General features: G+C 34.5%; 23 protein-coding genes. 15 read left to right on the forward strand and 8 right to left on the reverse strand.

Features of this window, described 5'->3' with window-relative positions; all coding sequences use genetic code 11:
- Positions 1–27: 27 nt before the first annotated feature.
- The 9 genes from AC061C_RS09595 (at position 28) to AC061C_RS09635 (ending at position 12364) form a co-directional block, all read left to right on the forward strand.
- Positions 28–1185 (forward strand): homogentisate 1,2-dioxygenase, encoded by a 1158-nt coding sequence (locus tag AC061C_RS09595; protein ID WP_478290994.1) that lies wholly within the window; start codon positions 28–30, stop codon positions 1183–1185.
- Between the two features lie 207 nt (positions 1186–1392).
- Positions 1393–2553 (forward strand): 4-hydroxyphenylpyruvate dioxygenase, encoded by a 1161-nt coding sequence (hppD, locus tag AC061C_RS09600; RefSeq protein ID WP_417945385.1) that lies wholly within the window; start codon positions 1393–1395, stop codon positions 2551–2553.
- Between the two features lie 292 nt (positions 2554–2845).
- Positions 2846–3616 (forward strand): DUF3108 domain-containing protein, encoded by a 771-nt coding sequence (locus tag AC061C_RS09605; protein ID WP_478290995.1) that lies wholly within the window; start codon positions 2846–2848, stop codon positions 3614–3616.
- Entirely contained in the window at positions 3616–4551 is a 936-nt protein-coding gene (locus tag AC061C_RS09610; protein WP_478290996.1) for a tryptophan 2,3-dioxygenase family protein, read from the forward strand. Before AC061C_RS09605 ends, AC061C_RS09610 begins: the two co-directional genes overlap by 1 nt.
- A 20-nt stretch (positions 4552–4571) precedes the next feature.
- Positions 4572–5792 carry a M23 family metallopeptidase gene (locus AC061C_RS09615; protein WP_478290997.1) on the forward strand — a complete coding sequence of 407 codons (1221 nt, stop codon included), beginning with the start codon at positions 4572–4574 and terminating at the stop codon, positions 5790–5792.
- Positions 5793–5978: 186 nt separating this feature from the next.
- Positions 5979–7637 carry a glucose-6-phosphate isomerase gene (gene pgi / locus AC061C_RS09620; RefSeq protein ID WP_478290998.1) on the forward strand — a complete coding sequence of 553 codons (1659 nt, stop codon included), beginning with the start codon at positions 5979–5981 and terminating at the stop codon, positions 7635–7637.
- A gap of 362 nt (positions 7638–7999) precedes the next feature.
- Positions 8000–11272, forward strand: a complete 3273-nt coding sequence (locus tag AC061C_RS09625) for a TonB-dependent receptor (protein ID WP_478290999.1) — start codon at positions 8000–8002, stop codon at positions 11270–11272.
- 93 nt (positions 11273–11365) lie between these two features.
- Positions 11366–11800 (forward strand): hypothetical protein, encoded by a 435-nt coding sequence (locus tag AC061C_RS09630; RefSeq protein ID WP_417975806.1) that lies wholly within the window; start codon positions 11366–11368, stop codon positions 11798–11800.
- A gap of 81 nt (positions 11801–11881) precedes the next feature.
- Positions 11882–12364, forward strand: a complete 483-nt coding sequence (locus AC061C_RS09635) for a septal ring lytic transglycosylase RlpA family protein (protein WP_478291000.1) — start codon at positions 11882–11884, stop codon at positions 12362–12364.
- 1 nt (position 12365) lies between these two features.
- Here the strand turns inward: AC061C_RS09635 and AC061C_RS09640 are convergent, their stop codons facing one another.
- On the reverse strand, positions 12366–12833 hold the full coding sequence (locus tag AC061C_RS09640; RefSeq protein WP_478291001.1) for a CYTH domain-containing protein: 468 nt from the start codon (positions 12831–12833) through the stop codon (positions 12366–12368).
- Between the two features lie 496 nt (positions 12834–13329).
- Between AC061C_RS09640 and dinB the strand changes: the two genes are divergently transcribed.
- Together dinB and AC061C_RS09650 are read left to right on the forward strand one after the other, a co-directional pair.
- Positions 13330–14412 (forward strand): DNA polymerase IV, encoded by a 1083-nt coding sequence (gene dinB, locus AC061C_RS09645; protein WP_478291002.1) that lies wholly within the window; start codon positions 13330–13332, stop codon positions 14410–14412.
- A gap of 95 nt (positions 14413–14507) precedes the next feature.
- Complete coding sequence (locus AC061C_RS09650) at positions 14508–15023, forward strand: PAS domain-containing protein (protein WP_478291003.1); 516 nt, start codon at positions 14508–14510, stop codon at positions 15021–15023.
- A 58-nt stretch (positions 15024–15081) separates the two neighbouring features.
- Here the strand turns inward: AC061C_RS09650 and AC061C_RS09655 are convergent, their stop codons facing one another.
- The 6 genes from AC061C_RS09655 to AC061C_RS09680 form a co-directional block, all read right to left on the reverse strand.
- Positions 15082–15852, reverse strand: a complete 771-nt coding sequence (locus tag AC061C_RS09655; RefSeq protein WP_478291004.1) for a Bax inhibitor-1/YccA family protein — start codon at positions 15850–15852, stop codon at positions 15082–15084.
- A gap of 175 nt (positions 15853–16027) precedes the next feature.
- Positions 16028–17458 carry a pyruvate kinase gene (pyk, locus tag AC061C_RS09660; protein WP_417945363.1) on the reverse strand — a complete coding sequence of 477 codons (1431 nt, stop codon included), beginning with the start codon at positions 17456–17458 and terminating at the stop codon, positions 16028–16030.
- 5 nt (positions 17459–17463) lie between these two features.
- Positions 17464–17952: an IPExxxVDY family protein gene (locus AC061C_RS09665; protein ID WP_478291005.1), complete on the reverse strand. Its 489-nt coding sequence runs from the start codon at positions 17950–17952 to the stop codon at positions 17464–17466.
- Positions 17953–18066: 114 nt separating this feature from the next.
- Positions 18067–18807 carry a ribonuclease III family protein gene (locus tag AC061C_RS09670; protein ID WP_309759645.1) on the reverse strand — a complete coding sequence of 247 codons (741 nt, stop codon included), beginning with the start codon at positions 18805–18807 and terminating at the stop codon, positions 18067–18069.
- A 9-nt stretch (positions 18808–18816) separates the two neighbouring features.
- Complete coding sequence (gene fabF / locus AC061C_RS09675; RefSeq protein ID WP_417967485.1) at positions 18817–20070, reverse strand: beta-ketoacyl-ACP synthase II; 1254 nt, start codon at positions 20068–20070, stop codon at positions 18817–18819.
- 180 nt (positions 20071–20250) lie between these two features.
- A complete protein-coding gene (locus AC061C_RS09680) occupies positions 20251–20487 on the reverse strand; it encodes an acyl carrier protein (RefSeq protein WP_007137004.1) in 237 nt (78 codons plus the stop codon).
- Between the two features lie 176 nt (positions 20488–20663).
- Here AC061C_RS09680 and purN point away from each other — a divergent pair, with 176 nt between their 5' ends.
- From purN to AC061C_RS09700, 4 genes are all read left to right on the forward strand, one after another.
- A complete protein-coding gene (purN, locus tag AC061C_RS09685) occupies positions 20664–21233 on the forward strand; it encodes a phosphoribosylglycinamide formyltransferase (protein WP_478291006.1) in 570 nt (189 codons plus the stop codon).
- A 5-nt stretch (positions 21234–21238) separates the two neighbouring features.
- Entirely contained in the window at positions 21239–21718 is a 480-nt protein-coding gene (gene rnhA, locus AC061C_RS09690; RefSeq protein ID WP_478291007.1) for a ribonuclease HI, read from the forward strand.
- Between the two features lie 95 nt (positions 21719–21813).
- Entirely contained in the window at positions 21814–22737 is a 924-nt protein-coding gene (locus tag AC061C_RS09695; protein WP_417975790.1) for a PfkB family carbohydrate kinase, read from the forward strand.
- 126 nt (positions 22738–22863) lie between these two features.
- Positions 22864–24762 carry an amidophosphoribosyltransferase gene (locus tag AC061C_RS09700; RefSeq protein ID WP_417967479.1) on the forward strand — a complete coding sequence of 633 codons (1899 nt, stop codon included), beginning with the start codon at positions 22864–22866 and terminating at the stop codon, positions 24760–24762.
- Between the two features lie 313 nt (positions 24763–25075).
- Here AC061C_RS09700 and AC061C_RS09705 read toward each other — a convergent pair whose 3' ends face one another.
- The gene (locus AC061C_RS09705) at positions 25076–25684 is read right to left on the reverse strand and encodes a superoxide dismutase (RefSeq protein WP_417967478.1); all 609 of its coding nucleotides are present in this window, start codon (positions 25682–25684) and stop codon (positions 25076–25078) included.
- Positions 25685–25721 lie beyond the last annotated feature (37 nt).

Genomic DNA, 25721 nt, shown 5'->3' on the forward strand with positions numbered 1-25721 from the left:
AAACTTTAACTTTAAACAAAAAAAATCATGCCTTTATACCACAAATTAGGGACCTTTCCCCAAAAAAGACATACACAATTCGAAAAACCAAATGGGGGTTTATATTACGAACAGCTCTTTGGCACCGAAGGATTTCACGGGCATTCCTCATTACTCTATCATGTACATAGACCAACACAAGTCAAAGAAATTCTAAAATCATACTCGGTTGAGCCTAAAATTGCTATTGGTAAAAACATCAAATCATTATTGTTAAAAGGATTTGAACTAAAACCTGAAGATGACTTTTTAGACAGCCGCAAACCCATGTTGGTTAATAAAGATTGTACAATAGGATTGGCTGCTCCAAGACAATCATTGCGCAACTATTTCTATAAAAATGCCGATGCCGATGAAATGATTTTCATCCACAAAGGAAAAGGAAAATTACGCACCATGATGGGGAACATTCCTTTTGAGTATGGCGATTACTTGATAATTCCTCGCGGAATGATTTACCAAATTGATTTTGATACCGAAGAAAACCGACTTTTCTACGTCGAATCTTTTGCTCCTTTTTATACCCCAAAAAGATATAAAAACGAATCAGGACAACATTTAGAGCATTCGCCATTTTGCGAGCGTGATTTTATTTTGCCTAGCGAGTTAGAAACACATGATGAAAAAGGTGATTTCCTGATTAAAATAAAAAAAGAAGGAATGATACATGAAGTGGTTTATGCCACACATCCCTTTGACGTAGTAGGTTGGGACGGGTACAATTTCCCATACGGCTTTAGCATTCACAATTTTGAGCCTATTACAGGTCGTGTGCATCAGCCACCACCGGTACATCAAACCTTCGAAACAGCCACTTTCGTAGTGTGTTCGTTTTGTCCAAGACTGTATGATTACCACCCAAAATCTATTCCAGCACCTTACAATCATAGCAATATTGATAGTGATGAGGTTTTGTATTATGTCGATGGCGATTTTATGTCTCGCAACAATATCGAGCAAGGTCACATTACATTGCATCCCAAAGGCATTCCTCACGGACCTGCACCAGGAGCCATGGAACGCAGTATAGGTCATACGGAAACTCACGAACTAGCGGTAATGGTAGATACATTTCGTCCTTTGATGGTGACCGAAGAGGCGATGGGATTAGATGACGGCCAGTACTATAAATCTTGGGTAGAGTAATAAGGAGCTATTTCCTGCTGTACGCTTTATCTTTTTCTGGTCTCGTTAAAAAAAAACGAGACCAGAAAAAGGATGTCGCTTCCATCAGGGCTAGGGCTTTAGAATAAATAACAACTTTTTTTTAAATTAATAAATCCGTGTACATCTGTTTTATCTGCGTCATCCGCGTTCCAAAACGAGAAGTGCCGAATCAAAAAATAAATCACAATGAGCAAAGAAGTAAAATCAGTAGAATACGGACTAGAAAAAATATTTGAAGGCGCACAAGATTTTCTTCCTTTACTAGGGACCGATTATGTAGAATTCTACGTAGGAAACGCAAAACAATCCGCACATTATTATAAAACTGCTTTCGGGTATCAGTCTTTGGCGTATGCCGGATTAGAAACCGGAGTAAGAGATAGAACATCGTATGTCTTGAAACAAGACAAAATCCGTATTGTACTTACGACGCCATTAACGCAAGATTCGCCTATTCACGACCATTTGAGAAAACATGGCGATGGTGTAAAAGTAGCAGCGCTATGGGTAGAAGATGCAACAAGTGCGTACGAAGAAACGATGAAACGTGGTGCCCGTTCTTTTATGGAGCCTACGGTGGAGAAAGATGAATTTGGAGAAGTAGTACGTTCCGGAATTTATACCTACGGAGAAACAGTGCATATTTTTGTGGAACGCAAAAATTATACAGGCGTTTTCCTACCTGGCTACAAGGAATGGAAATCCGATTACAATCCGGAACCAACTGGATTAAAGTATATCGATCACATGGTAGGAAATGTGGGTTGGAACGAAATGAATACTTGGGTTAAGTTTTATGAAGAAGTAATGGGATTTGTAAATTTCCTTTCTTTTGATGACAAACAAATCAATACGGAATATTCAGCATTGATGAGTAAAGTAATGTCAAACGGAAACGGTAGAATTAAATTCCCAATCAACGAACCTGCCGAAGGAAAGAAAAAATCACAAATTGAGGAATACCTAGATTTTTATGGCGGACCTGGAATTCAGCATATCGCTATTGCAACAGATGATATTATTAAAACAGTAAGTCAATTGAAAGCAAGAGGAATCGAATTTTTATCTGCTCCGCCACATACGTATTATGAAGCTATACCGGAGCGTCTTGGTGCGCATATGGGAATGATGAAAGAAGATATTAACGAAATTGAAAAACTAGCCATCATGGTCGATGCTGATGAGGACGGGTATTTATTGCAAATATTTACCAAGCCAGTACAAGATAGGCCAACCTTGTTTTTTGAAATTATTCAAAGAATGGGTGCCAAAGGGTTTGGTGCAGGAAACTTTAAAGCTCTTTTTGAGTCAATTGAGAGAGAACAGCAATTGCGAGGAACGTTATAAAAAAGCATTATTTTTACATATTGTGAAAAAATAACCAATAAGCAACCTATTTCTTGGTAAATGTTGTGTTAAACTTTGTTTTTCGCTAAAATAACTGAATTTGTTAGCTACCTTTGCACTCGCAAAAAGGGAAGGGGTGGTTTCCTTCCTGATTTCATATAAATTTCATAGTTTATAGTTTTTTGGTTAGTTAATAGCATAAAAACTCAGTCATTACTTGACTGAGTTTTTTTGTTTTAATATATTTGGAATAAAATTTGCTTATACAATCAATAAATTGACAAAAATAATAATGAAAAAACTGATTTTATTTTTTGTATTGATACTAACAGCAAGTTTTGATACTCCCCAAGAAGATGCTTACGCTGCTGGCGAATGGTTTAAGTTTAGAATTCATTATGGAATTGTAAACGCCGGTTATGCCACTTTAGAAGTAAAAGATGCTACACTCAATAACAAAAAAACTTTTCACGTAGTAGGGAAAGGCTATACCACAGGAATGTCTCGATTTTTTTTTAAAGTCGACGATTTGTATGAAAGCTACATTGATAAGGATACCAGAAATCCGTATCAGTTTGTTCGAAAAATCAATGAAGGCGGTTATACCAAAAACCAAGAAGGATTTTTTAATCAGGCTGCAAACAAAGTCCTTGTTAAGGATTATAAGAATAAAAATGAAAAAACACTTTTTGTTCCAAAAAACACGCAAGACATTTTATCTACTTTCTATTATTTAAGAAATTATCCTGGAATTGACAAACTAAAAGTAGGTGAGTCAGTTGCAATCGATATGTTTTTTGATGATGAAACAACAAAATTTAAACTCAAATTTATGGGTCGTGAAACCATTACTACTAAATTTGGTAACGTGTCCACTATGGTTTTTAGACCTTTAGTTCAATCTGGACGGGTGTTTAAAGAACAAGAGAGTTTAACGGTTTGGATTTCTGATGACGATAATAAATTGCCCATTAGGATAAAAGCCAGCCTTGCAGTAGGATCCATAAAAGCAGATATAGAAGCCTATAGAGGATTGAAAAATCCTTTTAAAACAAACAAATAATGAACGACAATGCTACTTCGGAGGCGATTTTAAAAGAAATTGAAACTAAATACCAGGCAATTAATCAAAAAACAGAAACGCAGCTGGAAGGGTTATTATGGTCAAAACCAATTACCTATTGGGATTACATTCAAACCGATGCTTTACTGAATTTGCAAATACAAAGATCCACTCTTCCCGATGAGATGGTTTTTATTATGTATCACCAAGTCAATGAATTAATTTTTAAAATGATACTTTGGGAAATGCGCCAAATTTCCTATTGTGAAAATATTCAAACTGATTTTTTTACAGAAAGATTAATGCGAATCAGTCGCTATTTTGATATGCTAACCACTTCTTTTAGCATCATGGGTGACGGAATGGAAGTAGACCAGTATATGAAATTTAGAAATACGCTTACTCCTGCAAGTGGTTTTCAAAGTGCGCAGTACCGTTTAATAGAATTTTCATCTACAGACCTAATAAATCTTATCGATCACCGTTATAGAGATTCCATAGATAGGAACACACCGTATGAATTTGCACTAGAGCATTTGTATTGGCAAGCAGCCGGAAAAGAATATTCTACGGGTAAAAAATCGTTTCTTTTGGAAGAGTTTGAAAGAAAATACAAGGCGCTATTTCTAAATCATATGGAGGAATACAACACCATAAATATTTGGCAAAAATTCAAACAACTTCCAGATATAGATCAAAAAAATCCTGAACTAATAAATGCCATGCGCCATTATGATCACACGGTAAATATAACTTGGGTAATGCAACATTTGAATACTGCAAAAAAATATATTGAACAAAGCGGTAAAGGGGATGGAGAAGCAACTGGTGGAAGTGACTGGAAAAAATACATGCATCCAAAATATCAGAGAAGAATTTTTTTTCCTGAATTGTGGAGTAGCCATGAATTAAAAAACTGGGGAATAGAAATGTAGGTTGAATTAAAACAAACGATTTGAAACAAATATTCATAGTTATAATTATACTTTTTTCTTTGGTTTCATGTAAAAAGACGGAAGAAATAACAGCAGAAAAAGTAGTCAAACGTGCTCCTAAAAAAAGTGAATTTGGTTTTGTTTATTCTGATTTTAATGTGGTTCATGATACCGTAGAAAAAGGAGATACCTTTGGAACTTTATTGGAGGAACAAAACATTGGAAATCGACAAGTATATGATATTATTGCAAAAGTAAAAGATAGTTTTGATGTGAGAACCATCAGAATTAAAAAGCCTTTTACGATGCTTCGATCCAAAAACAAGAAGAATGATTTACAGGTTTTTATCTACCAACCGGATAATTTGAGCTATTATGTGGTTGATTTTAGAGATACGGCTGTAACTGTTTATAAAAAAATAAAACCAATCACCATAAAACGTCGATCCATTGGCGGAGTTCTCAAGGAATCATTATCTGAAACTTTAGGGAATGCTAGAATTGAAGGTGCTCTAGCCAGTAAAATAACAAAAATCTATGCCTATTCTATTGATTTTATGAAGCTCAAAAAAGGGGATCGTTTTGCGCTAATTTTTACGGAGCGATTCATCAATGATACCGTGTATGATGGCGTAGAGGAACTAGAAGCTTCTTTTTTTGAATACAAAGGAAAAATTATTTATGCTTTTCCTTTTGTTCAAAATGCCACATCAGGTAAAGTAGATTATTATGACGAGCAAGGCAAAACACTTAAAAATTTCTTCCTGAAGTCACCTATAAAATTCAGTAGAATTTCTTCTCGGTTTTCAACGAGTAGATTTCATCCGGTACAGCACCGCTGGAAAGCGCACAAGGGAACGGATTATGCGGCACCTCGAGGCACTCCCATAACCGCTACGGCAGGTGGAGTTGTAGAGCAAAGCGGTTTTACAGCCGGAAACGGAAATTTTGTAAAAGTAAAACACAACGGAACTTTTTCGACACAATACCTCCACATGTCTAAAATAATAGTGAGACGCGGACAACGTGTCAGTCAAGGACAAGTTATTGGTTTAGTAGGAAGTACTGGTCTTGCCACGGGTCCTCATGTGTGCTATCGCTTTTGGAAAAATGGTGTTCAAGTGGATGCCTTGCGATTAAAATTACCTACTGGAGAACCTATGACAGGAAGCAATAAAAGTCGTTTTATGAATAAAATCTCTCCACTGAAATTCGAATTGGACAGTATTGCAAATCTATAACCGTATTCATAACGATCGAGTAAGAACTTATTTTTGGTAAACTCGTAGCCATTTGATCTCAGCGGTAAAAGAATAATATCTGATGTTTTTCTGTGTAAATTGTGATATTAATGAAAACGCATTTAGCATTAAAACTAATTTCAGTATTTTTGCCGAATTCAAATAATATTACAAACTACCTATTAAATGGCTTTACATACAATAAATCCAACAACAACTAGTGCTTGGAAGAAACTGGAATTGCATTACCACGAAATGCAAAATGCATCTATGCAAGAAATGTTTCTGTTGGATGCAAACAGAACAGATAAATTTAATTTAAAATGGAATAATTTTTTACTGGATTATTCAAAAAACATAATCAATCAAGAAACGATTCAGCTATTGTTGGCATTGGCTGATGAAGTAGGACTCAAAAGTGCTATTGCTGATTATTTTGATGGAGCAATCATTAATCAAACCGAAAACAGAGCCGTGCTTCATACTGCATTGCGTGCAAAGGAATCCCAAACAATAAAAGTGGATGGAGTTAATGTAGTGCCAGAAGTTTATGAGGTAAAAAATAAAATAAAGGCTTTTACACATGAAGTTATTTCGGGTTCAAGAACCGGTTTTACTGGGAAGCGTTTTACAGATGTTGTCAATATAGGAATTGGAGGGTCAGATTTAGGGCCTGCAATGGCGGTTGAAGCGTTACAATTTTATAAAAATAATCTCAATATTCATTTCGTTTCTAATGTGGATGGTGACCATGTAAATGAAATTATAAAAAAACTAAATCCAGAAACAACGCTTTTTGTAATTGTCTCCAAGACTTTTACAACGCAAGAAACATTAGCCAATTCTGAAACTATCAGGAAATGGTTTTTATCTCAGGAATTTGGCACTAGCCAAGCGGATGTAGCGAAACATTTTGTTGCAGTTTCCACAAATATTGAAAAGGTAACCAAGTTTGGAATCAATCCAGACAATGTTTTCCCGATGTGGGACTGGGTTGGCGGACGTTTTTCTTTATGGAGTGCGGTCGGATTAACAATTAGTCTAGCTGTTGGTTATGATAATTTTGAGGAATTGCTAGAAGGAGCAAATGAAATGGATACGCATTTTAAAACGGCTGATTTCGATAAAAATATGCCAGTTATATTGGCATTATTGAGTGTTTGGTACAATAATTTCTTTGGTGCCGAAAGTGAAGCCTTAATTCCGTACACGCAGTATTTGCAGAAATTAGCGCCGTATTTACAACAGGGAACCATGGAGAGCAATGGCAAAAGTATAGGTCGCGATGGGAAACCAGTACAGTACCAAACAGGAAGTATTATTTGGGGCGAGCCAGGAACGAATGCGCAACACGCCTTTTTTCAGTTGATTCATCAAGGTACAAAATTAATTCCCGCTGATTTTATAGGTTTTGTAAATCCTTTGTACGGAGACACAGATCATCATGATAAATTAATGTCTAACTTTTTTGCTCAAACGGAGGCATTGCTGCATGGCAAATCTGCTGCTGTGGTTCAAGCTGAATTTCAAAAGCAAGGAATCTCACAGGAGGAAGCGAAGTTTCTTCTGCCGTTTAAAGTTTTTGCGGGTAACAAACCGACGAATACCATCCTCATCGATACATTAGCACCAAAAACGATAGGCTCCTTGATTGCAGCGTATGAACATAAAATTTTTGTGCAAGGAATTATCTGGAATATCTTTAGCTTTGATCAGTGGGGAGTTGAACTTGGAAAGCAGCTTGCAAACTCTATTTTGGAGGAAATTAATACAAATACAATTCAAAACCATGATAGCTCTACTTCTTTCTTATTGAATCATTTTTTGAAGAATAAAAAGAGCTAAAAAATCGTTTTTTTTATAAAATAACGCTTGATTTTTAGTTTCATGACGTTTTTTTAATTTACAGCGGTTCTTCTAGAAACCTGATTTTACTTAAATCAGGTTTTTTTATGTCTAAGGGGCTCTAATGTAGTAGTTTTAAAAAAAACCATCATTATTTTTTAATAGATATAATTCAGTAATAAATGATAATAATGCATCGAAAATAAATTTTGATTGATGTAATCTCATCTTTTTTTTTAAAAAAACTCTTAAATCATTTTTAGTCAATTTTAGATAAATAAAAAAAGTCGATTCTTAACGTTGCGTTAACTTATTCAAACAAAAATGTTATATTTTTGCCAAATATTAATAAACAAAACAATATGAAAAAATTATTAAAGTTGTTATTTGTGCTGGCGGTTTTATTTTTCGCCAACCCTACCATTTATGCACAGGGTAACACTAATTCTTCTATTAGTGGTAATGTGTATGATAAAGAAATGTTAACCTTACCTGGTGCGTCAATTCTTGCAGTACACACTCCATCCGGTACTCGTTATACGGCTTCTACTGATTACACAGGTAATTTTAGTATTTCGAATATGAGAGTTGGTGGGCCATACAAGGTTACTATAACATTTGTTGGTTTCTCTGATTTTGTTAATCCTGACGTGTATTTGCAATTAGGAGAAAACAAAACGTTTAAAGTTGTTTTATCTGAAGAGTCCAATCAATTACAAGAAGTTGTAGTTAAAGCTTCAAAAAACAACACTTTCAATTCGCAAAGAACTGGGGCGCAAACAACAATCAACTCAGATCAAATTAAAGCGTTGCCATCATTATCAAGAAATATCGCTGATTTTGCAAGACTAACACCTCAAGCTCAATTGAGAGGAGATGATGTCTTGTCTATTGGAGGTCAAAATAATAGATTCAATGCAATTTATATTGATGGAGCTGTTAGTAATGACGTTTTTGGTTTAGCTGCTAATGGTACTAATGGAGGTCAAACTGGAGTAAGTCCAATATCTGTAGATGCTATCGAGCAATTTCAAGTGAGTGTTGCGCCATATGATGTTAAATTATCTGGTTTTGCTGGTGGTGCCATTAGTGCTATTACACGTTCAGGAACAAACAATTTTGAAGGATCTGCTTATTTCTTTAATCGTGATGAGTCTATTGCTGGAAAAACACCTCCTTCATTAGCAGGTGTCAATGGAAGAAAAAAACTAGCTGACTTTACTGCTCAAACTTACGGTGTTCGTGCCGGTGGTGCACTTATTACGGATAAATTATTTTATTTCATTAACTACGAAAGACAAGATAACGAAACGCCACAGCCGTTTGATGTGTCTACATATTTAGGGCCATCTGGAAGTAGAATAGGGGAGTTAAGAACCAAGCTAGCTACTTATGGATATGATGCAGGTGTTTTTGACAATAACGTTCGTACGTTAGTAAGCGATAAATTAATTGCTAAATTAGACTGGAATATTAATGATAATCATAAACTATCATTGAAGCATAGTTATGTTACTGCTGACGAATTTTCGCCAGGTCGTTCAACGGCAAATGCCATCAACTTTGTTAATGGAAGCCAAACGTTTAAATCTGTAACTAATTCAACAGCTTTAGAGTTAAACTCAAGATTTGGTAATAAATTTTCAAATAACTTAGTAGTTGCTTTCACTAGCGTTGATGATGACAGAAATGCTGCTGGAAATCCTTTTCCTACAGTAAGAATTAATGACGGTAGTACTAGGAATAACATTAATTTTGGTGCAGAGGGATTTTCTACAGCAAATTTATTAGAGCAACGTGTCTTAACTATTACTGATAATTTTGAGATTAATGTTGGTAAAAATAAGATTACCATTGGAACTCATAATGAATTTGCACAGTCTAAAAATGTATTTTTCGGAAATAACTTTGGTTCTTACACATTTCGTAGTCTTGATGACTTCTTGCTAGACAGAAAACCAATTACGTTTGCAATGAACTATTCATTAATTGGCGGAGAGGGTGATGGATCTCTTGGAGCAGCTGAATTTGGGACTAAACAATTTGGTTTTTATGTCCAAAATGAAATGAGAGTAACTGATAACTTCAAGTTCTCATATGGTGTAAGAGTTGATGTTCCAGTTTGGGAAGATGGTCTAACAAATACAGATTTTAATACAAGAACTATTCCTTTATTAGGAGCTGCAGGAAAAAATTTGCAAGGCGCAACTGTAGGTTCTTCTATAAGAACTACTCCTCATTTTGCACCACGTGTAGGTTTTAATTACGATGTAAATGGTAAAAAATCTACTCAAATTAGAGGTGGTTTAGGTGTCTTTACTTCAAGATTACCTTTAGTTTGGCCAGGTGGTACTTACAATAATAATGGAGTATCTCAGGGAGCTATTTTTATAAATGCTTCGTCATCAGGAGTAATTCCTGCAACGATGCCGTCTTTTAATCCAAATCCAAGTGTGGCTGCTCAATTTACTGGATTACCAAATACTCCTCAATTTCCAAGACCAGGTTCAGGCCGTGTAGGTGGAGATATCAACTTATTTTCAAAAGATTTTAAGTTACCACAAGTATTCAAAGCTAGTTTCGGTGTTGACCAAAAATTACCTTTAGGTTTTGTTTTAAGTTCTGAAATTACTTATAATGATAACATCAGCGCAGTTACTTATGAAAATTTAAATATTAGGGCTGCTTCAAGTAATTTAACAGGAGCAGACACAAGACCTCGCTATAACGGTAGGAATAATCGCGTAGATGGAACTTACGAGGGAATTTATTTAGGTTCTAATACAAGTGAAGGTAAAGCGTATAACGTAGCTTTTACATTGGCTAAGAACTTTAGGTCTGATTTTATTGATGCTAATATTTCTGGAACTTATTCTTATGGTAAATCTACTGTTTTGCTAGATGCTACTTCATCTCAAAACAGTTCACAATGGAGAAATACAGAGACAGTCAACGGTGCTAATAGTTTAGAACTATCTAGATCTGATTTTGATCCAGGAAGAAGAATTGTATCTAATGGTAACGCAACTTTCAAATGGAATAAATTCACTAAAACTAGAATTGGTTTCTTCTATGAAGGTGCTCAAGGGACTCCTATTAGTTATGTATATGCTGACAGAGGTAACTTATTACAGGATACATTTTCTAGCTCAGCTTTAATATATATTCCAAAACAACAATCTGAGGTTGTTTTAGTATCAACTACTAACAATACTTTGACTCCACAACAACAATGGGAAGCTTTAAGCGCATTTATTGAAGGGAACGAGTACTTGAGAGGTAGAAAAGGTGGTTATGCAGAACGTAATGGTGACCGTCTAAAAACCAGCCATGTAGTAGATTTGAAATTTGCACAAGAATTTACAATCAACGTTGGTAAAAAGAAACATACTTTAGAATTCACGGCTGATGTTTTTAACTTCACCAATCTTTTAAATAAAAATTGGGGTAAAAGATATTTTACAGGTTTTGACCAAGTACAGTTGTTAACTCAAGAAGGTTTCTTGCCAGGAACTAGCACTCCTACTTTTAGCTACAACCCAGTTGTAGGTAACACTATCAACCAAGCTGATGATGTAGGTTTAAACTCATCAAGATGGCAAATGCAAACTGGTGTTCGTTATACATTCAACTAGTTTAGTTTAAAAATAGATAACCCTCATTTCAATTAAAATGAGGGTTTTTTTATGTCTTTTTTTCTTATATTTGTTTAAACAAAAACAACATTTATGTATAATTTTATTCAAAAATTCCATTCTGGATGGGCTTATCTAGCTCTTTTAATATTGGTTATTGCAGTGGTAAATTCTTTAATTGGGATGTCTTCAAAAAAAGAGTTCACACTAAAAGATAGAAAAATCGCCTTGTTTGCTTTAATAGCGATTCACATTCAGTTTTTAGTGGGTATCATTTTATATTTTGTTTCTCCAAATGGATTACAAATGATAAAAGCAGTTGGTATGGGAGGCCTTACAACAGAAAGTAGATTATTAGCATTGGAGCATCCGTTAATCAATATTATTGCTATTACATTAATTACGATAGGTTGGTCCAAGCATAAAAAACTTTTGACAAGTGAATCAAAATTTAAAACTTTCTCTATTTTTTATGGTTTGGGATTAGTTCTGATTTTAAGTAGGATTCCTTGGAAAATTTGGTTGTAAAATCGAATCAAAGCTCTAGAAATAGAGCTTTTTTTATCAGGGTATGGTTTTTGTAAAATAGGCTTAACAAATACATTAAATATGAAAAAAGCAATAACGTTATTTTTTTTACTGGCCAGTATTGCCTTTGTCAGTAGTCAAAGCACAAACTTAGAAAAACAAAAAGCAGTTACTCAAAAAGATACACTCAAGAAAAATAAAGCAACAATTGAACTTGAGGAAAGTAAAACAGATTCTTTGCTTGCGTCATTAGGTAAATTTAAAATCTATAAAAAAGAAGCTCATGCCTCCTATTATGCCGATAAATTTAATGGAAGACGCACTACAAGCGGAAGAAAATTTGACAACAACAAATATACCGCAGCCCATAAAAAACTTCCTTTTGGAACTAAAGTAAAAGTGACTAATGAAAAAAATGGCAAGTCTGTGATTGTAGAAATTACCGATAGAGGTCCATTTGTTAAATCTAGAGAAATCGACCTTTCTAAAAGGGCTTTTATGGACATTACTTCCAACAGAAATAGTGGCGGAATGAAAGTAACAATATCAGTATTAAATAATTAGATTACCAATTTTTGTAAGGATGCTTACTCAAATAAGCGTTGTAATAGCGGTTAAGATGGGTTACTTCTTCACCCAGCCAAAAAGGTCTTTCAAAAGTTTCCGTTTCAGAACTAAGTTCAATTTCTGCGACAATCAATCCTTCATTTTCACCATAAAACTCATCGACCTCATAAATATGAGAGCCGCATTTGATTTCAAAACGAGTTTTGTCAATAGCACCTTTTTCGCATAACAATAATAATTCCTTTGCTTCGGATAAAGGAATTTCTTTTTCCCATTCAAATCGAGACATACCCAAATCATTTGAAATCCCTTTTATGGTCAAATATCCTTTTTCGCCTTTTATTCGTACTCGAACCGTGCGTTCCGCGACTGAACTTAAATAGCCTTGTGCAATTCGATTTTTAGCAAAAGCTGCTGCCTTAAACGAATCGTCTTTAACCAAAAATTTTCGTTCTATTTCAATCATGTTTGTTTTGTTTGATTATTTAAAGCTTTTCCAGCTATTCGTTTCAATTTCTCAATCATAAAACTTTTTTTCTTTTTTAAAAAAGGAGCTTCTTGGGGCGCTCTTTTCTAAAAAAAAATAGTTTTTTTCAATCGAAGATTTCACTGCTATCTGGGCTAAAACACTTTTCGATTTTAAACATCAAATGTAGGGATTAATTATAGTTACTTCATTTATGCCTTTTTTATTTTAATAAATTCTTTGAACTGTAGCGATAGTAATGATTAACTTTATAGAGTTTTTTATCTCTTGGTAATAATGTAAATTGTGCTAAAAGCAGTTTAAAAGTTGGATTTATTATTATGTAGTTTAGTAGCAATGTTTAAATATTATAATTGTTAGAAATTGTTCAATGGTGTACATTGTCATTCTTAGCAATGAAATAAAACGGAATTACAGATTTCTATACACTTTAAGAAAGAGTAAAATTGTAACATTCGATTAGTTAAAAATTGTAATGCAAGAAGCAAGCCCTAATAGAAAAATCATACACGTTGACATGGATGCCTTTTATGCATCGGTAGAGCAAATGGACAATCCGTTATTGCGTGGTAAACCAATTGCGGTTGGGGGTTCTGAAAACCGAGGTGTAGTTGCTGCCGCAAGTTATGAAGCAAGGAAATTTGGAGTTCGAAGTGCAATTAGTGGTGTTATGGCCAAAAAAAATTGTCCAGAACTCATCTTTGTACGCCCTCGTTTTGATCGGTACAAAGAAATTTCTAGTAAGATTCAAAAGATTTTTTATGAATACACAGATTTAGTAGAGCCCTTATCACTTGATGAAGCGTATCTGGATGTAACGCATAACAAAAAAGGCAATCTTAGCGCAACGTTATTAGCACAAGAAATAAGACAACGAATTTTTGACGAGGTGGGTTTAACGGCTTCTGCAGGCATATCGGTTAATAAGTTTGTTGCTAAAATAGCTAGTGATTTTAACAAACCAAATGGGCAAAAAACCGTACGTCCAGATGAAGTGCTATCATTCTTAGAGGAATTACCTATTCGAAAATTTTATGGCGTTGGAAAAGTGACAACAGAAAAAATGTACCAACTCGGTATTTTTACTGGTGTAGAGCTGAAAAGTAAATCTTTAGAATTTTTAGAGAAACATTTTGGGAAATCAGGGACTTTTTATTACAATGTTGTAAGAGGAATTCACAACAGCTTGGTAAAATCAAACCGAATTACCAAATCAGTAGCCGCTGAACATACTTTTGATGTCAACCTCTCCTCTGAAGTTTTCATGATGGAGCAATTGGAAATCATTGCAATCGCCTTAGAAAAAAGATTAAAAAAACACAATGTAGCGGGAAAAACAATTACTTTAAAAATAAAATACAGTGATTTCACACAACAAACACGCAGTAAAACGTTGCCTTATTTTATTGCGGATAAAACACTTATTGTAGAGGTTGTTAAAGAGTTGTTGTACCAAGAACGAATGAAAGATTCCGTGCGGTTGTTGGGAATTTCTTTAAATAATTTAAACACTGAACAAAAAAAATATGTTGTAGTGCAGCTCAAATTTGATTTTTAAAAGACTATGTACACGTTCAACAAGGGTTAAAGTTTACTAATTACTATCTTTTCGTTGTAATTAATTTTAAATTTGGTTTTTTAAATCAATTTATCATGAATGATTTTAGACAATATGAAGAAGCTATTGCTTTGTATCACAATAAATTAAGTATAAATACTGCTCCAGTTTACTCTTGGGATTTCCATAATGATTTCCTGTGTTCTATCAAGAACTTTTTTTTAGATTTAAACAAACTGAATGGAATTGCTACTAAGAATAAATGGGTTCAGAGTGATTGGGATTTAAACAATAGCCCACAAGACGAAGTGATCATTGTGACGGATGTAAAGTTAAGAATTGTTTTTGCATCACATAACATTGTAAATATGAACGGTTATCGCGAAGAAGAAGTTCTGGGGAAAAGCCCAAAAATGTTTCAAGGTGCGGCTACAAATGGTACTACCTCTAGTGAAATTCGTACAGCTATTTTAGAACAAAAACCATTCGAAAAAACAGTTATGAATTATAAAAAAAATGGGGATGTTTATGCCTGTGTAATTAAAGGATATCCTGTATTTAACAACAAAGGGGAATTAATACATTATATAGCCTTTGAAAAAGCTGCTTAAAACAGAAAACCTTTCCAATTGGAAAGGTTTTCTGTTTTTATGACAACCGCGGTTGTTATTAATTTTTACTGTTCAGTTTTGAGAGTAATCTTAAAAATTCGATGTAGAGCCAAACTAGCGTAATCATTAATCCCATGGCGCCATACCATTCCATATATTTAGGCATTTTTTGTTCAGCGCCTTTTTCGATACGGTCAAAATCCAAAAACAGATTTAAAGCAGCAATTACTATTACAAAAATGCTTATTCCAATACTCATCATAGAGTTACCATAATGTACAGGGACAAAACTTGTAAACATCGAAAATAACCAAGAAATAATGTAGTAGGTAGCAATAGCTAGTGTAGCTGCCACAACAACTGATTTGAATTGTTCGGTTACTTTTACTACTTTATACTTGTATAATCCTAAGCAAACCATAAAAGTGACAAAAGTTGCTCCTACGGCTTGAATTACAATTCCAGGATACATGGCTTCAAAAATTGCCGAAATACCACCTATAAATAAACCTTCAAATAAAGCGTAACCCGGCGCCAAATACGGAGAGTATTGTGGTTTGAAAGCTGAAATTAGCACTAAAACTAATCCAACAATTGCGCCTCCAATTGCGGGAACCAAAGGATTCATGCCATTAAAAGTCAACCACCAGATCACAGTTGCAGATGCGCACAAAAGCAAAAATAAAATTAAACTTTTATTTATAGTTCCTGATAACGTCATTTCGTCGTTATAATCAATAACGGTAGCCTGATGTACTTCCTCTTTTTTAGAAACGGCAGTAGAAAAAGTCTTATTGTTTAAAAATGGATTTTTAGAATTCAAATTCATAATAGATTCAGTTAAGTGTTCATCAAATATAATTTTTATTTTTGAAAGGATTTCCTAAATAGTCTTAAATTTTAAAGGGTATAAATTCTATTTCTTTGGAGTGTAAACAAAAAAAATCCGTCCTATTTCGTTTACAAACGAGATAAAACGGATTTGATATTTAAAGAGCGTAAGGTTATTCTATTTCGGATACTCTCAAGGTGTTTACCATTCCTTTATCTTTAATTGGCATTGCTGCTAAGTTGATAAGAAAATCACCTTTTTGTACAAAACCTTTGTGTTTCACGATTTCATTGATATCTGTTACCGTATCATCTGTGCTCACATCTTTGGTATACATGAATGATTTTACTCCCCAAAGCAAGTTAAGTTGTGTCAATATTCTTTTATTGGAGGTAAAAACTAGAATATGTGCATTGGGTCTCCAAGCCGAAATTTGGAAAGCAGTATACCCACTATTCGTCAAGGTACAAATTGCTTTAGCTTTGATGACATTTGCCATAGTTGCAGCGTGGTGGCAAATTGTTTTGGTGATAAAACGTTTTGTTTTGATTTGTGGTGTGTTTTGTGGCACTTGAATTAGTGGAGAATCTTCAACTGCCTCAATAATTTGAGTCATTTTTTGGATTACCTGAATCGGATAGTTGCCTGTAGCTGTCTCACCAGATAGCATTACAGCATCTGCTCCATCCATAACAGAGTTGGCTACATCATTTACTTCTGCACGAGTTGGTGTTAGGGAAGTGATCATTGTTTCCATCATTTGTGTAGCAACAATAACTGGAATACGAGCTGTTTTTGCTCTGCGGATCAATTCTTTTTGAACTAATGGTACTTCATGAGCAGGAAGTTCTACTCCTAAGTCGCCTCGGGCTACCATCAAGGCATCGCAATAGGCAACAATTTTATCAATATTTTCTAATGCTTCCGGCATTTCGATTTTGGCTATAATTGGAATTTTATAGTCAGAGTGTTCAGCAATTAATTCTTGTAAGTCTTGTAAATCTCTTGGCGTTTTTACAAAAGATAATGCAATCCAATCTACGTTTTGTCCAATTGCAAAAATTGCGTCAGCTATATCTTTTTCGGTCATAGCTGGAAGAGAAATTTTAGTATTAGGTAGATTAACCCCTTTTTTTGATTTCAATTCACCACCTTGAATGACTCTTGCAATAACCTCTGATTTTTTATCAGTTTCAACAATTTCAAAAATAAGTTTTCCGTCATCAAGCAAAATACGCTCTCCAGGATTTACATCATTTGGAAAGTTTTGGTACTTCATAAATACTTTCTGAGCTGTTCCTAGAATGTCTTCGGCAGTAGTAAATGTAATTAAATCACCGTCATGCACCACTACGCCTTCTTCCATCACTCCAACCCGTAACTTAGGACCTTGTAAATCACCAAGGATAGCTGTAGTATAGCCAAATTCTTCATTTAGACCTCGTATGATATTAATTTTTTCTTTTACATCATTGTAATCTGCATGCGAAAAATTTACTCTAAAGACATTTACACCGGCATCAATCATGTCTTTTATTATTTCTCTTGTACTACATGCAGGCCCAAGGGTAGCTACAATTTTTGTTTTTTTGTTTGTAAGCATTTGTATTAAAAAATTAAATTGTTTTTTGATTTTATTTGATTTATATCCACACTGTATACGGTCGATACATTATCAATGGTATTTAATAGGATTTGTATATTCGACACACTCACAGCATCGTCATTATTTTCTATTTTTAGAAAATAGTCTACTTTTTTAAATTCGGGAAGTAAATACACTTTTGTTGCCACTTCCATAGTTAGATTTGAAAATAAATTTGGAGTAACCCCTTTTTTGTATTGAATTACTTCGTTTTTATTTTGAATCAAATCCCAAGAAATTTCTTTATCGGAATTTGAATAACAAAATCTCGAAAAATTTGTTTCTCCTTCTTTGATATTAATTTGAATTTCATTCTTGCTTTTACTCAAATTTATAGATAGCTTTTGATTTATAAAATAAGCTAACCTATAATTTTCAAGTGAAGTATGAATTGCAATTAGATGGTAATCTATTGCATCAAATTCGCCAAGATTTAGTCTATGAATTGTCATTTCGAGAAAAAATAAGATGTAAATATAGTATTTCTAATGAAGTGTAGACCTCTCAAAATAAGATGTTTTCGTTATTTTATGAACGAAAACGTTATAGTTTTGTGGAAATTGATATTATTTCCTGTCCATTTTTTCTTGAAATGCAAAATAAGCACGTTGGGATGCTTTTTCTTCTGCTTTCTTTTTTGAAGTTGCTCTGGCTTTTGCAATCACTTTCTCGTCAATACTCAGTTTGACACCAAAAAGTCGTTGTCCGTCAATTGCATTGTCTTCAAATATATCGTAATGAAATATTTTCTTTTCTTTTTGGCACCATTCGATGACCAAACTTTTATAGCTAATTACTTTTCCTTCCAATCTAGCGATATCTACATAAGGAGCTACCACTCTTTTTTGAATAAATTTTTCACAATATACATAACCACGATCCAGATAAATGGCTCCCACGAGCGATTCAAATATATTGCCGTGTATGTTTTCTCCAAAATGGTTTAAGGGTACTTTGCTTTCTATGTATTGAACTAAATTTAAGTCTTTTCCTAATTCGTTTAAATGTTCTCTACTTACAATCTTTGAACGCATTTTGGTAAGGTATCCTTCATCGCCAGCGGGTGCTTTGCTAAATAAATGTGCTGCTATAACGGAACTTAACATGGCATCACCTAGAAACTCTAATCGTTCATAATTAATTGGATTCCCTAAAACATCCAACCGGTTAGAAGAGCGGTGTGTGAATGCTTTCTGGTAATACTCTAAATTTAAAGGAGCAAAACCTAAGATTTTCTGAATAGAATCAAAAAAAATCCCGTCTTCAAGAGAACGGGATTTTGAAAATATTTTTCTAATTATACGCATATATAATTATTAGATTTCTAATTTTTTTACTAAAACACAGGCATTATGGCCCCCAAAACCAAACGTATTACTCATAACAACATTCATCTCTCTTTTTTGAGCTTTGTTGAACGTAAAATTCAATTTAGAATCAATGTTTTCATCATTTGTTACATGATTGATGGTTGGGGGAACAATTCCGTATTTCATCGAAAGAATGGAAGAAATAGTTTCTACAGCTCCTGCAGCACCAAGTAAGTGACCAGTCATCGATTTTGTTGAATTGAGATTCATGGTATACGCATGTTCACCAAAAACATGAAGAATCGCTTTTGACTCTGCCATATCACCTAGTGGTGTTGATGTTCCGTGCATGTTCAATCCGTCAACGTCAGTTGGTTGTAAACCAGCGTCTCTTAGGCAATTTAGCATTACATTTTTAGCACCCAATCCTTCAGGATGTGGAGCGGTTATGTGGTGTGCATCTGCTGACATTCCGCCACCTCCAATTTCACAGTATATTTTAGCACCACGTGCAATAGCATGCTCATATTCCTCTAGAATCAAAGCTCCCGCTCCTTCTCCTAAAACAAAACCATCACGGTCTTTGTCCATGGGTCTAGAAGCTGTCTTTGGATCATCATTTCTTGTTGATAGCGCATGCATTGCATTAAATCCTCCCATACCTGCAATAGTTACTGCTGCTTCAGATCCACCAGTGACCATAACATCAGCGTGACCTAATCTAATGTAATTAAAAGCGTCGATAATAGCGTTTGTAGAGGATGCACAAGCAGAAACTGTTGCGAAATTTGGGCCTCTAAATCCATATTTTATAGAAATATGTCCACAAGCAATATCAGATATCATTTTTGGAATAAAGAAAGGATTAAATTTTGGAGTTCCATCGCCTGCTGAAAAATTCAACATTTCGATTTGAAAAGTTTCTAAACCGCCTATTCCTGAACCCCAAATAACTCCTGCTCGGTCTTTATCTAAAGTATCTAGATTAAATCCAGCATCATTTACTGCCTCTTCAGACGATACCATGGCATACTGTGCATAGCGATCCATTTTTCTAGCTTCTTTTCGATCTAAAAAATCCTCAGCATTAAAGTTTTTAAGTTCGCATGCAAATTGAGTTTTAAATTTTGAAGCATCAAAATAAGTGATTGGTGCTGCACCACTCACGCCGTTAATAAGGGAGTTCCAATATTCTTCAATGTTATTTCCAATGGGTGTAAGAGCGCCTAAACCTGTTACAACAACTCGTCTTAATACCATAAATTCTTTATTTTTGTTATCTTAAAACAAATAAAACCCATGCTTTCTTTACTGTATTGCTATTACAAAAGAGCCATGGGTATTACAATAAATATAGTTTTGATTGAAAATCAATCTCGAATTTAATTTTAAAAAAAATAATAACACCCGTATACAAGATTGCAAACGGGTGTGTCTTTATTATTTTTTAGCTTCCTCTATGTAAGAGATTGCTTGACCTACAGTAGCGATGTTTTCTGCTTGATCGTCTGGAATTTGAATGTCAAATTCTTTTTCGAATTCCATAATAAGCTCAACAGTGTCTAATGAGTCAGCTCCTAAATCATTAGTGAAGCTTGCTTCTGTTACAACTTCGTTTTCGTCAACACCTAATTTGTCTACGATAATCGCTTTTACTCTTGATGCAATGTCTGACATAATCTTTAATTTTAGAATTTAATTTGTTGGCAAAAATAAAAAACTTTATTTTAAAACAACGATTTAGTTGATAAATGTGACATCTAATTTATGAAATATATTTTGACAAAGGTGTCTCAATGCTATTTATTTTAAATTATTATGCTTTTTTTTGTGGCTTCAAATTGAATGTAGTTATGAAAAAAATCGTGATTTTTGCCTCCGGATCGGGTACTAATGCTGAAAATATTATCCAATATTTTAAAAAAACGAATACAGCACGTGTTATTGCAGTTTTTACAAACAACCCTAATGCGGGAGTCATTAATAGAGTTCAAAAATACGATGTGCCTATTGAAATTTTCACCAAAACACAATTATTTGAAACCGAAATACTACAAAAAATTAAAGTATTGAATCCGGATTTAATTGTTTTAGCCGGTTTTTTACTCCAATTCCCTTCTAGTATTATAAAAGCTTTCCCAGATAAAATCATAAATATACATCCCGCTTTACTGCCTAAATACGGTGGAAAAGGGATGTATGGAATGTATGTACATCAAGCAGTTGTTGAAAATAAGGAAGTAGAAACGGGAATTACGGTACACTATGTGAATGAAAATTACGATGAAGGCGCAATTATCGCTCAACAACGTGTTGCATTAACAGCAGTAGATACGTTTGCAACAGTTGCAGAAAGAATTCATGAACTAGAGCAAGCGTTTTTCCCACTTATTATAGAGCGCATTTTAAATCAAAGTATATAATAGTAATGGAACACGACGTACATATATATACAGATGGTGCCGCAAAAGGAAATCCTGGAAATGGCGGTTACGGAGTTGTGATGGAGTGGGTAGGAAAGCCGTATAAAAAAGAGTTTTACGAGGGTTTTAGGCGAACTACGAATAATAGAATGGAATTATTGGCTGTAATAGTGGGTCTTGAAAAATTAAAAAACTTCAATACTAAAGTATTAGTCGTTTCGGATTCAAAATATGTGGTTGATTCAGTAGAAAAAAAATGGGTTTTAGGCTGGGAAAAAAAAGGATTTGCTGACAGGAAAAATTCCGATTTGTGGAAACGTTTCCTGGTTGTTTACAGAAAGCATAAAGTCGATTTTAAATGGATTAAAGGGCATAACAATCATGTTCAAAACGAAAGGTGTGATGAATTAGCCGTGATGGCTTCGACGCAAAAGCAACTTTCTGTCGATGCTTTTTATGAAAAAGAAGAAGCTAAATTGTTGTAAATATGTTATATAAATTGGCAAAACTTTACATGTCTTGCACTTTGCAACTTTACAACTTATAAACTATCTTTGCCCCTTAATTTGAAACGTATATAATGAATAAATTATTGATTGTTGGAACAGTAGCTTTCGACGCAATTGAAACTCCATTTGGTAAAACTGATAAAATTTTAGGTGGAGCAGGAACGTACATTGGTTTATCTGCCTCTTTTTTTAATGTGCAATCAGCTATTGTTTCTGTAGTTGGAGATGATTTTCCTCAAGAATATTTAGATTTATTAACTTCAAGAAATATTGATATCTCTGGACTAGAAGTAGTACAAGGTGGTAAAACTTTCTTTTGGAGCGGTCGTTACCACAATGACTTAAACTCAAGAGATACACTAGATACACAATTAAATGTTTTGGCTGATTTTCAACCAAAAGTACCACAAGACTACAAAAATGCTGAAATTGTAATGCTAGGAAACTTACATCCATTGGTACAAAGCAGTGTTTTAGATCAAATGGAAACACAACCCAAATTAGTAGTGCTTGACACAATGAATTTTTGGATGGATTGTGCTTTGCCAGAATTGATGGATGTGATAAAACGCGTTGATGTAATCACTATCAATGATGAGGAGGCCAGACAACTTTCTGGAGAATATTCTCTTGTTAAGGCTGCTGCCAAAATTCAAACTATGGGTCCTAAGTATGTAGTGATAAAAAAAGGGGAGCATGGAGCTCTTATTTTCCATAATAAGGATGTTTTCTTTGCGCCAGCATTGCCACTAGAAGAAGTATTTGACCCAACAGGAGCTGGAGATACATTTGCAGGAGGATTTGCGGGGTACTTAACACAAAGCGAAAACATCTCTTTTGAGAATATGAAAAACGCAATTATTCAAGGTTCTAACTTAGCTTCCTTTTGCGTAGAGAAATTTGGAACAGAACGAATGCTTACTTTAGAGAAAACCGAAGTAGTGTCTCGATTAAAACAATTCAAATCGCTAACACAATTTGACATAGAATTATAATAGTATAAAACCTCGGAAACGGGGTTTTTTTGTTTACAAAAATTAGCAGGGAATTTCAACTGATTTATTATTAATTCTTCAGTTCACATTATTTTAGAATAACACAACAACACAAACAACATTACAATGAGCGATGCTTTAAAACACGAGTGTGGTATAGCCTTAATTAGATTACTTAAACCGCTTGAATTCTACAAAGAAAAATACGGTACTGCTTTTTACGGAATACAAAAAATGTATCTTCTCATGGAAAAGCAGCACAACCGCGGGCAAGATGGTGCAGGTTTTGCAAGTATAAAACTAGATGTCGAGGCGGGGGAACGTTACATTAGTCGTGTACGTTCAAATCATGCACAACCTATTCAAGATGTTTTTGCTCAAATAAACGACAGAATAAATGAAGAAATGGCTGCTCATCCAGAATATGCGGATGATGTGGCTTTGCAAAAACAAAAAATCCCTTATTTAGGAGAATTGTTTTTAGGCCATGTTCGTTATGGGACATTTGGTAAAAACAGTATCGAAAGCGTACATCCTTTTTTAAGACAAAATAACTGGATGCACCGAAACTTGATTTTGGCTGGAAATTTTAACATGACAAATGTTAAGGAGCTTTTTCAAAGTTTGATTGAACTTGGGCAGCACCCAAAAGAAATGGCCGATACCGTTACTGTGATGGAAAAAATAGGTCACTTTCTTGATGATGCCGTAACCGATTTGTACCAAGAATGTAAAAATGAAGGATTGACTAAGAGAGAAGCTTCACCGGTTATTGCAGAGCGATTGGATGTAGCTAAAATTTTGACCCGAGCTTCAAAAAATTTAGACGGTGGTTATGCCATGGCAGGACTTTTAGGTCACGGGGATTCTTTTGTATTTAGAGATCCAGCAGGAATACGTCCCGCTTATTTTTATCAAGATGATGAAATAGTGGTAGTAGCTTCGGAGCGACCAGTGATACAAACCGTGTTCAATGTTCCTTTCGAAAAAGTACAAGAGATCGAGCCTGGAAATGCTTTGATTATTAAAAAGAATGGAACGATTTCTATGAAGGAAATTTTGCCTCCCACAGTTAAAAAAGCATGTTCTTTCGAACGCATATATTTCTCTAGAGGAAGCGATGCCGAGATATACCAAGAAAGAAAAACGCTAGGAAAACTTATTTTGCCTGCCGTTTTAAAATCAATAGATGAAGACACAGACAATACTGTTTTCTCCTATATTCCTAATACTGCGGAGACTTCATTTTACGGATTAGTAGAAGCAGCGCAGGATTTCTTGAATCAAAGAAAGAACAATTTCATTTTGCAAAATAGAAATTCCTTGACTAAAGAATCGTTGCAAGAGTTACTTTCGGTGAAAATACGTACCGAAAAAGTAGCCATCAAAGACGCTAAGCTGAGAACTTTTATTACCGAAGATAGTAGTAGGGATGATTTAGTTGCGCACGTTTATGATGTTACGTATGGTGTGATAAAACCAACAGACAATTTGGTAATTATAGATGATAGTATCGTTCGAGGGACAACCTTAAAAATGAGTATTATCAAAATGATGGATCGTTTGAATCCAAAAAGAATTGTTGTGGTTTCATCGGCACCGCAAATTCGATATCCAGATTGTTACGGAATTGACATGGCTAAGCTAGAGGGATTAGTAGCTTTCAGAGCCGCTTTAGAATTATTAAAGGAACGCAATTTATACCATATTGTTGATGAGGTGTATGCTAAATGTAAATCACAAGAAAACTTTAAGGACAGTGAAGTAGTGAATTACGTAACCGCCATTTACGAACCTTTTGAACCACAAGAAGTTTCAGATAAAATTGCTGAAATGTTGAGCTCTCCAGAGATAAAAGCTGAGGTGAAAATTATTTTTCAAACTGTAGAAGATTTGCATATTGCTTGTCCTAAACACTTGGGGGATTGGTACTTCACCGGAGATTATCCTACACCAGGAGGAAATAGAGTCGTTAACAGAGCTTTCATGAATTTTTACGAGGGCAAAGATGCTAGAGCATACTAGTAAGTTTCCGTATTTAGTTTTTAATCGGTTTTCTAAGTTGTTTGTCTAATTTTTTTGGTGACAATAAAGAACTACTATACTTTTAGCAAACCATAATATTAGTAGGTTAAGTTTATGGTAGATTTGGGGCAAAAAGGGTGGAAGAAATTCCACCTTTTTTATTGGAATAAAGTCAAAGCCTCCTGTGCCAAAAGAAGAACAAAAATGTAACACATGGTACATTTTATTATGCAATAAAAAACAGGCTATAAAAAGATGAATAAATCTTTTTATAGCCTGTTTTGCTTATTCCCCTGCGGAGGGTTAGGATCTCTTATTTTTCTAAAGCGAATCTTCTAGCCACTTCTGTCCAGTTAATAACACTGAAAAAAGCTTCGATGTAATCTGGTCTTCTGTTTTGATAATTTAAATAGTACGCGTGTTCCCAAACGTCCATTGCTAAAATAGGTGTTCCGCCACAACCTACGCCAGGCATCAAAGGATTGTCTTGGTTTGGAGTACCACAAACTTCAACTTTTCCGCCTTTTTGTACACAAAGCCAAGCCCATCCCGAACCAAACTGAGTCGCACCAGCTTTACTGAAACTTGCTTTAAATTCTTCAAAAGTTCCAAAAGTAGCCTCAATTGCAGCCAATAAATCTCCAGTTGGTAGTCCGCCACCGTCTGGAGTCATAACTGTCCAGAATAAGTTGTGATTGTAAAAACCACCGCCATTGTTACGAACAGGCATGTTTTTCATATCAAGGTTAATCAAGATATTTTCAATAGTTTTACCCTCCATATCTGTTCCTGCTATAGCAGCATTCAAATTTGTCGTATACGCATTGTGATGTTTTGAATGATGGATTTCCATTGTACGAGCATCAATATGAGGTTCTAATGCGTCATACGCATAAGGTAATTGTGGTAATTCAAAAGCCATAATATGATTGTTTAGTGATTTATAAATATTTATTCAA

It is taken from the genome of Flavobacterium sp. GNP010, from assembly GCF_056428945.1.

Bases quoted from the DNA above. Each gene is read 5' to 3' on its own strand.
- AC061C_RS09595 (WP_478290994.1), top strand. From the start codon at position 28: ATGCCTTTATACCACAAATTAGGGACCTTTCCCCAAAAAAGACATACA.
- hppD (WP_417945385.1), top strand. From the start codon at position 1,393: ATGAGCAAAGAAGTAAAATCAGTAGAATACGGACTAGAAAAAATATTT.
- AC061C_RS09605 (WP_478290995.1), top strand. From the start codon at position 2,846: ATGAAAAAACTGATTTTATTTTTTGTATTGATACTAACAGCAAGTTTT.
- AC061C_RS09610 (WP_478290996.1), top strand. From the start codon at position 3,616: ATGAACGACAATGCTACTTCGGAGGCGATTTTAAAAGAAATTGAAACT.
- pgi (WP_478290998.1), top strand. From the start codon at position 5,979: ATGGCTTTACATACAATAAATCCAACAACAACTAGTGCTTGGAAGAAA.
- AC061C_RS09625 (WP_478290999.1), top strand. From the start codon at position 8,000: ATGAAAAAATTATTAAAGTTGTTATTTGTGCTGGCGGTTTTATTTTTC.
- AC061C_RS09630 (WP_417975806.1), top strand. From the start codon at position 11,366: ATGTATAATTTTATTCAAAAATTCCATTCTGGATGGGCTTATCTAGCT.
- AC061C_RS09635 (WP_478291000.1), top strand. From the start codon at position 11,882: ATGAAAAAAGCAATAACGTTATTTTTTTTACTGGCCAGTATTGCCTTT.
- AC061C_RS09640 (WP_478291001.1), bottom strand. From the start codon at position 12,833: ATGATTGAAATAGAACGAAAATTTTTGGTTAAAGACGATTCGTTTAAG.
- dinB (WP_478291002.1), top strand. From the start codon at position 13,330: ATGCAAGAAGCAAGCCCTAATAGAAAAATCATACACGTTGACATGGAT.
- AC061C_RS09650 (WP_478291003.1), top strand. From the start codon at position 14,508: ATGAATGATTTTAGACAATATGAAGAAGCTATTGCTTTGTATCACAAT.
- AC061C_RS09655 (WP_478291004.1), bottom strand. From the start codon at position 15,852: ATGAATTTGAATTCTAAAAATCCATTTTTAAACAATAAGACTTTTTCT.
- pyk (WP_417945363.1), bottom strand. From the start codon at position 17,458: ATGCTTACAAACAAAAAAACAAAAATTGTAGCTACCCTTGGGCCTGCA.
- AC061C_RS09665 (WP_478291005.1), bottom strand. From the start codon at position 17,952: ATGACAATTCATAGACTAAATCTTGGCGAATTTGATGCAATAGATTAC.
- AC061C_RS09670 (WP_309759645.1), bottom strand. From the start codon at position 18,807: ATGCGTATAATTAGAAAAATATTTTCAAAATCCCGTTCTCTTGAAGAC.
- fabF (WP_417967485.1), bottom strand. From the start codon at position 20,070: ATGGTATTAAGACGAGTTGTTGTAACAGGTTTAGGCGCTCTTACACCC.
- AC061C_RS09680 (WP_007137004.1), bottom strand. From the start codon at position 20,487: ATGTCAGACATTGCATCAAGAGTAAAAGCGATTATCGTAGACAAATTA.
- purN (WP_478291006.1), top strand. From the start codon at position 20,664: ATGAAAAAAATCGTGATTTTTGCCTCCGGATCGGGTACTAATGCTGAA.
- rnhA (WP_478291007.1), top strand. From the start codon at position 21,239: ATGGAACACGACGTACATATATATACAGATGGTGCCGCAAAAGGAAAT.
- AC061C_RS09695 (WP_417975790.1), top strand. From the start codon at position 21,814: ATGAATAAATTATTGATTGTTGGAACAGTAGCTTTCGACGCAATTGAA.
- AC061C_RS09700 (WP_417967479.1), top strand. From the start codon at position 22,864: ATGAGCGATGCTTTAAAACACGAGTGTGGTATAGCCTTAATTAGATTA.
- AC061C_RS09705 (WP_417967478.1), bottom strand. From the start codon at position 25,684: ATGGCTTTTGAATTACCACAATTACCTTATGCGTATGACGCATTAGAA.